At 71.4% G+C, this 7454-nt stretch carries 7 protein-coding genes and 1 rRNA gene (1 of these 8 running past the window's edge); 3 read left to right on the top strand and 5 right to left on the bottom strand.

Annotation, left to right across the window (positions count from 1 at the left end):
* Together ACSNOA_RS13405 and tyrS are read right to left on the bottom strand one after the other, a co-directional pair.
* Positions 1-862 (bottom strand): 16S ribosomal RNA (locus ACSNOA_RS13405) (it extends 653 nt beyond the left edge of the window).
* A gap of 700 nt (positions 863-1562) precedes the next feature.
* On the bottom strand, positions 1563-2846 hold the full coding sequence (tyrS, locus tag ACSNOA_RS13400) for a tyrosine--tRNA ligase (protein ID WP_436658404.1): 1284 nt from the start codon (positions 2844-2846) through the stop codon (positions 1563-1565).
* Positions 2847-2946: 100 nt separating this feature from the next.
* Here tyrS and ACSNOA_RS13395 point away from each other — a divergent pair, with 100 nt between their 5' ends.
* Positions 2947-3339, top strand: coding sequence for a PaaI family thioesterase (locus ACSNOA_RS13395; RefSeq protein ID WP_436658304.1), 393 nt, complete (start codon positions 2947-2949; stop codon positions 3337-3339).
* 24 nt (positions 3340-3363) lie between these two features.
* Here the strand turns inward: ACSNOA_RS13395 and ACSNOA_RS13390 are convergent, their stop codons facing one another.
* From ACSNOA_RS13390 to ACSNOA_RS13380, 3 genes are all read right to left on the bottom strand, one after another.
* Complete coding sequence (locus ACSNOA_RS13390) at positions 3364-4701, bottom strand: hemolysin family protein (RefSeq protein WP_436658303.1); 1338 nt, start codon at positions 4699-4701, stop codon at positions 3364-3366.
* 127 nt (positions 4702-4828) lie between these two features.
* Positions 4829-5485, bottom strand: a complete 657-nt coding sequence (locus ACSNOA_RS13385; RefSeq protein WP_436658302.1) for a hypothetical protein — start codon at positions 5483-5485, stop codon at positions 4829-4831.
* 53 nt (positions 5486-5538) lie between these two features.
* Positions 5539-6018: a GNAT family N-acetyltransferase gene (locus tag ACSNOA_RS13380; protein WP_436658301.1), complete on the bottom strand. Its 480-nt coding sequence runs from the start codon at positions 6016-6018 to the stop codon at positions 5539-5541.
* Positions 6019-6131: 113 nt separating this feature from the next.
* Here ACSNOA_RS13380 and ACSNOA_RS13375 point away from each other — a divergent pair, with 113 nt between their 5' ends.
* Both ACSNOA_RS13375 and ACSNOA_RS13370 read left to right on the top strand, forming a co-directional pair.
* Positions 6132-6458 (top strand): hypothetical protein, encoded by a 327-nt coding sequence (locus ACSNOA_RS13375; RefSeq protein WP_436658300.1) that lies wholly within the window; start codon positions 6132-6134, stop codon positions 6456-6458.
* Positions 6459-6567: 109 nt separating this feature from the next.
* A complete protein-coding gene (locus ACSNOA_RS13370; RefSeq protein ID WP_436658299.1) occupies positions 6568-7416 on the top strand; it encodes a universal stress protein in 849 nt (282 codons plus the stop codon).
* Positions 7417-7454 lie beyond the last annotated feature (38 nt).

Genomic DNA, 7454 nt, shown 5'->3' with positions numbered 1-7454 from the left:
TCCCCAGGCGGGGCGCTTAATGCGTTAGCTGCGGCACAGAGAACCGGAGAGGCTCCCCACACCTAGCGCCCAACGTTTACAGCGTGGACTACCAGGGTATCTAATCCTGTTCGCTCCCCACGCTTTCGCTCCTCAGCGTCAGTATCGGCCCAGAGACCCGCCTTCGCCACCGGTGTTCCTCCTGATATCTGCGCATTTCACCGCTACACCAGGAATTCCAGTCTCCCCTACCGAACTCTAGCCTGCCCGTATCGACTGCAGGCCCGCAGTTGAGCCGCGGGTTTTCACAGTCGACGCGACAAGCCGCCTACGAGCTCTTTACGCCCAATAAATCCGGACAACGCTCGCGCCCTACGTCTTACCGCGGCTGCTGGCACGTAGTTGGCCGGCGCTTCTTCTGCAGGTACCGTCACTTGCGCTTCGTCCCTGCTGAAAGAGGTTTACAACCCGAAGGCCGTCATCCCTCACGCGGCGTCGCTGCATCAGGCTTCCGCCCATTGTGCAATATTCCCCACTGCTGCCTCCCGTAGGAGTCTGGGCCGTGTCTCAGTCCCAGTGTGGCCGGTCGCCCTCTCAGGCCGGCTACCCGTCGTCGCCTTGGTAGGCCATCACCCCACCAACAAGCTGATAGGCCGCGAGCCCATCCCAGGCCGAAAAACTTTCCACCAAGCGCCATGCAGCGCAAGGTCCTATTCGGTATTAGCCCCCGTTTCCGAGGGTTATCCCAAAGCCTAGGGCAGGTTGCTCACGTGTTACTCACCCGTTCGCCGCTCGAGTACCCCGAAGGGCCTTTCCGCTCGACTTGCATGTGTTAAGCACGCCGCCAGCGTTCGTCCTGAGCCAGGATCAAACTCTCCAACAAAAACTTGTTGAACAATCATCCCAGCAACAAAAGTGTTGCCAAAGGAATCCCAGCCGGAAGATCCTAAAAGAATCAACCAGCCCGGGGTATAAAACAATTGGCACTGGCTTATCAAGCACCCTGTTGAGTTCTCAAAGAACAACCACACACCGACCAGAAACCCCGCAACCGCGGAGCCCCAGCTCGGGGTATTTCGTTCACCGCACCCGCCGCTCCCGCGCCGGGCACTTTTACTACGTTACCCGCTGGTTTCCGCCGTGTCAAACCGTCTTTCGCGGTTTGTCGTGCTTCACCCCTTTAGCGGGCACCATGACGGACGCGGCTTGCGCCGATCCACGTCACGGATTCGGCAGGCCGGCCGTCGCGGTCTCCCACGATCTCGCCCGGTGCCCTGCCGGTCGTCAACCATACCCGGTCGGTTCCGCCCCACCAAATCCGCCTCGCGGCGAATCCGGGGCACCACCCGGTACCGGGTCCGAGGGTTACAACCCTCCGAGCCCCGAGGGCATTCCCGGCTTCGCCGGGGCCTCGGGTTCCGGTGGGTACAACCCGCCTGACCCAGTGGTCATTCCCGCGCTCCGGCCGCCAGGACTTTCGCCCTGTTTCGTCCGTTCCGCGCTGGCAGAGAGAAAGTTACGCGCCCCGCGGATTGATCGTCAAATCCGCAGGGCGCGTCCCGCGTCACACCGTCGACGGACGGCTATCGCCGCAGCTCGACGCCGGCGAAGGAGCGCTTGCCCCGGCGCAGCACCAGGTACCGGCCGTGCAGCAGCTCGTCCGTCGACACCGTGGCGTCCGCCTCGGTCACCCGGTTGTTGTTGACGTACGCGCCACCCTCGGCGATCACCCGGCGGGCCTCCTTGAGGCTCGGCACCAGGCCGGAGTCGCGGAGCAGCCCGGCCACGTCGGGCAGCTCGTCGAGCTGCACCAGACCGGCCTCGGTGAGCGCGGCCCGCAGCGTGGCAAGGCTCAGCTCGTCGAGCGAGCCGCGCCCGAACAGGGCCTGGCTCGCGGCCACCACCTGGGCCATCTCGCGCTCCCCGTGCACCAGCGTGGTGAGCTCCTCGGCGAGTGCCCGCTGCGCCAGCCGGGCCGCAGGTCGCTCCGCGGTGGCCTTCGCCAGCTCCTCCAGTTCCTCCCGACTGCGGAAGCTGAAGAAGCGCAGGTAGCGGTCGACGTCACGGTCGTCCACGTTGACCCAGAACTGGTAGAACGCGTACGGGCTGGTCATCGTGGGGTCGAGCCAAATCGAGCCGCCCTCGGTCTTGCCGAACTTCGTGCCGTCGGACTTCGTGACGAGCGGCGTGGTGAACGCCTGCACGGGGCCGGCCCCACGACGCCGGATGTAGTCCACGCCGGCAGTGATGTTGCCCCACTGGTCCGAGCCGCCGAACTGGAGCTGGCAGCCGTGCCGGCGGTGCAGCTCGAAGAAGTCGTTGGCCTGCAGGAGCTGGTAGCTGAACTCGGTGAAGCTGATGCCGGTCTCGAGCCGCGCCTTCACCACCTCGCGGGCGAGCATCCGGTTGACCGGGAAGTGCTTGCCCACGTCGCGGAGGAACTCCACCACCGACATCTCGGCGGTCCAGTCGAGGTTGTTCACCAGCTGCGCGGCGTTCTCGCCCGTGTAGGAGACGAACGGCGAGAGTTGCTCGCGAATCCGGTCCACCCAGCCGGCGATGACCTCCGGCGGGTTGAGCGTCCGCTCGGCGCTCTCCTTCGGGTCACCGATCTGACCGGTCGCCCCGCCCACCAGCAGCAGGGGCCGGTGCCCGGCCTGCTGGAGACGGCGGGCGGTCAGCACCTGCATGAGGTGGCCGAGGTGCAGGCTCGGCGCGGTCGGATCGAAGCCCACGTAGAACGCGGCGCCCCCGCCGTCGAGCAGCTCGCGCAGCTCGTCGAGGCCGGTCGAGTCCTGGATCAGGCCCCGCCAGAGCAGGTCGTCGGTGAGGGAGTCCCGCCGTGGCGGGAGGCTGCTGTCGGTCACGGTCACCGATTCTCCCCCATCGGCGAGCGCCCGCCGTACCGGGTTTCGTCGAAAAGAGCCCCGCTAGGCTGGGCGCTCACGTGATCGAGGAGGCACACCCGTGGAAGAGCCGGACCTGACCGGGGGTTTCGTCAACCTGCTCGGCCTGCGGATCGACGAGGCGACCGCCGACCGCGTGGTCATCCGCTGGCGGGTCCGTCCGGAGCTGCACCAGCCCTTCGGCATCCAGCACGGCGGCGTGTACTGCTCGGTGGTGGAGACGGCGGCCAGCGTCGGCGCGTCGCTCTGGCTCGCCGACCGCGGCACCGTCGTCGGGGTGGCCAACCAGACCGATTTCCTGCGCGCCGTCCGCGAGGGCGAGCTGACCGCGGTGGGGACGCCGGTGCATCGGGGCCGGAGCCAACAGCTGTGGCAGGTGGAGATCACCGACGGCGACGACCGCCTGGTGGCCCGCGGCCAGGTGCGGCTGCAGAACCTCGCGCCGACCGCCTGAGGCGTCGCGCCGCCCTCGGTCCGATCAGCCCCGCGCCTCGTCGAGGACCGGTTCGGCGTCGGGATCGGATCGCGCGCCGTCGGGATCGGCGGCGGGAGGCCGCTCCAGGCGTACCTCGGTGATGGCCCGGTGGTCGATCCGGGCGACCTCGAGCCGCCAGTCGTCGACGACGACGTCCTCCCCGGCCACCGTCGGAATGTGTCCGAGGCAGGCGAGCACGAGACCGGCCACGGTCGTGTAGTCGCCGGCGGGCTGGCTCGACAGTTTCACGCCGACGTCCGGCAGGTCGTGCACCGGGAAGGTTCCGGGCAGCCGCAACGCGCCGTCCGGGTCGGTACGCACGGACCGCACGTCCCGGTCCGTCTCGTCGTAGATCTCCCCGACGATCTCCTCCAGGATGTCCTCGAGGGTGACGATGCCGTCGACCGCCCCGCGCTCGTCCACCACGAGGGCGATGTGCTGGCGTTCGGCCTTGAACTGGCGCAGCGCGTCCACCACCGGCAGGGAGTCGGGCAGCAGCATCGGCGGGCGGGCGCACTCGTCGATCGGCCGGTCGTCGGGCACCCCCACGAGGTCGCGCAGGTGGATGACCCCGACGGCGTCGTCGAGGCCGCCGTGGCGGACGACCGGCGCGCGGGAGTGGCCCGTGGCGGCCAGGACCAGCCGGGCGGCCTCCGCGGTCGTCCCGCTGTCGAGGCAGAAGACCTGCAGCCGGGGCACGAGCACGGCCCGCAGCCGGCGGTCGGCGATCTCGACGGCGCCGGCGATGATGGTCTGCTGCTCCTTGGTGAACCCGTGGTTGCCGGAGACGATGTCGCGCAGCTCGTCGGGGCTGATCTCGTCGCGCTGCGGGCTCGGGTCCAGCCCCACGAGGCGTACGACGAGGTCGCTGGTGGCGCCGAGGGCCCAGACCGCCGGGCGGGTGACGCTCGCGAGGACGTCCAGCGGACGCGCCACCAGCAGCGCCCACCGCTCCGGGACCTGCATGGCGATCCGCTTCGGGGCCAGCTCGCCGAAGACCAGGGTGACGAAGGTCAGCGCCAGGGTGACCACCACGATGGCCACCGGTTCGGCCGCGTCGCCGAGCGCCCCGAGCAGCGGGACCAGCGGCTTGGCGAGGGACACCGCGGCGGCCGCCGAGGCGAGGAAGCCGGCGAGGGTGATGCCGATCTGGATCGTGGCGAGGAAGCGGTTCGGGTCCGTGGCGAGCCGGGCCAGCACCCGCCCCGCGCGGCTGGTCCGTTCCAGCCTCTGGACCTGGCTGTCGCGGAGCGAAACCAGCGCCATCTCGCTGCCGGCGAACGCCGCGTTGAGGATGACCAGGACTCCGACCAGTGCCAGTTGGCCCCAGTAGCTCTGCACGCCCGGCTCTCCCTCGCACGACCCACGCCGGTGGGCGCCGGCGCCACCGGACGGAGGTCCCGGCCGGCGTACGCGCATCTGTGCCCACCCGGACGGGAGGTGAATCCTTCCGTCCGGGTGACGTGGGTCAGGCCGGCGCGGTGACCGCCGGGTTCGGCAGGTCCAGCACGTACGCGTCACCTTCCCGGTGGAAGCCGAGCCGGTGGTAGTAGGGGGCGACCATCCCGGGCGGGCTGACGACCCGGCGGAAGCCCCGGTCGGTGAAGAGGCGGCTGCGCCGGTAGACGAACTCCCCGGGGGTGAAGTCGCGGAACCGCTGGGTGACGTAGTCCAGGTCGATCTGGGCGACCCCGTGCGCCTCGGCGTGCGCGAGAACCACGCCGACCAGCTCGTCGGCGCGGAGCACGAGGAACGCCGAGCGCTCGCCCTCCCCCGCCGGCGGCTCGTCGGGCGGCCAGCGGAAGGCGGGGTTGAACCGGGCGATGTCGGTCGCGTGCACCCGCAGCGTGTGGGCCAGGAAGCCGTCCCGGACGCCGACCTCGACCACCTGGTAGGTCGCCTCGTCGTGGCGGGTGGCGAGCATCGCGCGCAGGTACCACACGTTGATCACCACGAGCACCACGTTGAGCCCGACCATGGGCCAGACCTGCAGGGCCGCGTTGTAGACGATCAGGATCAGACATCCGAGCAGGTTCAGCGCACGCAGGCGGAGGATGCGGGCCTGCAGCAGCGACCACACCAGCACCGCCGAGCCGCCCCAGCCGAGGATTTCCAGCCAGTTCACCCCCCGAGGGTAGTGCCCGTGCTGGTCAGGCGCTTCGCGGCGGCGGCGCCAGCTCAGGCCGCGAGCTCCAGGACGTACTCCTCGACGTCGTGCCCGCGGCCGGGCGCGTAGCCGTGGTCCTCGCCGGTGACGACGAAGCCGCACTTGCGCAGCACCGCGAGCGACCCGAGGTTGTCCTTGGCGGCGCGGGCGTGCACCGGCCGCTGCGGCAGCTCGCGCAGCAGCGCCGCGAGGGCGCCCGTCGCGTAGCCGCGGCCCCAGTGCGCCCGGTCGAGCCAGTAGCTGACCTCGGTCTGCTCGCCCACCGGGAAGGCGACGACGTGGCCCACCACCACGCCGTCGACGGTGACGGTGCGGGAGACGATCGCCGGGTCGCTGCGGATCCGCCGCCAGTGCGCCGCGAACTCGGCCCGGTCGGCCGGGTCGTCGGCCGTGAACGCCGCCATGCGGATCGCCTCCGCGTCGAGCTGGTGGCGGTAGAAGTCCGGCAGGTCGTCGTCGCGTACGGGGCGCAGGCGCAGGTCGGCGGTCACGCGCCCGAGGATAGGGCCGAGGTCCGACAGGTTGGCACCGGAGTCCCGACCGGCGGCCGGAAGAATCCACCGTCGTGATGCGGGCCCGTCCGGCCCGCACCGACAATGACCGGATGAGCGGACTGGGAAGGGTACGACGGAGGGGCGCCTCGGCGACCGGGGCGCGGGCGGTGGGCGTCAGGGCCGCGGGAGCGAACGCCGTGGGCGCCTCGGCGACCGGTGCGGTGGCGGCCGGCGCCCGCGCCCTCGGGGCGGCGGCCGTCGGGTCGCTGGCGGTCGCGGCGTTGGCCGGGGGCGCCGCCGCCGTGGCGGTGCTCGCCATCGGCCGGCTGTCGATCCGCCGGGCGGTGATCCGGGAGTTGCGTATCGGGCGGCTGGAGGTCGACGAGCTGGTCGTGCGCAGCCGCGCGGGAAGCGCCGGCCTCGGCGACGCGACGTAGCGGCCTCCACGCTTGGAACGCGCCGGGCGATCGGCGGGCCGCCGCGGGGAACGACGGACGGTTCGGCGGCGCCCCGTCGACAATGACCGTGTCGAGCAGTGGAGGGGTGATGGACCGACCCGTCGTGGCGGGGGTGGACGGATCGCCGGCCAGCCTGGGCGCCGCCGAGGAAGCGGCCCGGGCCGCGGTGCTGCGCGCCCGGCCGCTGCACCTCGTGCACGGGTACCTGCATCCCCTCGGGTACGGCGTGCCGGTCAACCCGTACGACCTGGGTGTGCCGGCGCCCACGGAGGCCGCGCAGGCGATGCTGGAGCGGGTGGCGGGCGACCTGGCCGGACGCTGGCCGGGGCTCCGGGTGGAGGTGCGCCAGGTGCCCGGTGGGCCGGGCGCGACGCTCGTGGAGGAGTCCTCCCGGGCGGAGCTGGTGGTGGTGGGCAGCCGCGGCCTGGGTGGTTTCACCGGCCTGCTGCTCGGCTCGGTGGGCACGCAGGTCGCCGCGCACGCGCGCTGCCCGGTGCTGGTGGTGCGCCCGGCCGGCGAGCCGGTCCGGGCCGAGGGACCGGTGCTGGTGGGCGTCGACGGGTCGGAGCCCGCCGAGCTGGCCGTGGGCTACGCGGCCGACGAGGCGGCACGACGGGGGGCCGCGCTGGTGCTCGTCCACGTCGCCCCGGACGAGGGCACGCGTACGCCGGACGGCGATCCCGACGCGGTGCTGGCCACCGCAATCGCCGCCGCCCGGGGCAGTCACCCCGGGCTGACCGTGACGGCTCGGACGATCCGCGCCGACTCCCCCGCGCGGGCGTTGGTCGAGGCGAGCGGGGACGCGGCCCTCGCGGTGGTCGGGACCCGGGGCCGCGGCGGCTTCACGGGAATGCTGCTCGGCTCGGTCAGTCAGGCGCTCGTGCAGCACGCCCGGTGCCCGGTGCTCGTCGCGCACCCGTACGGGCAGGCGCGCTGACGGAAACCGGCCCGGCGAGGGGTCGCCGCCGGGCCGGT

The sequence above is a fragment of the Micromonospora sp. URMC 103 genome (assembly GCF_051386435.1).
Classification (GTDB): Bacteria; Actinomycetota; Actinomycetes; order Mycobacteriales; family Micromonosporaceae; genus Micromonospora.
The sequence above is the reverse complement of the archived record's forward strand: the minus strand, read 5'-3'. Positions and strand labels throughout refer to the sequence as shown.

Bases quoted from the DNA above. Each gene is read 5' to 3' on its own strand.
- ACSNOA_RS13375 (WP_436658300.1), top strand. From the start codon at position 6,132: ATGAGCGGACTGGGAAGGGTACGACGGAGGGGCGCCTCGGCGACCGGG.
- ACSNOA_RS13370 (WP_436658299.1), top strand. From the start codon at position 6,568: ATGGACCGACCCGTCGTGGCGGGGGTGGACGGATCGCCGGCCAGCCTG.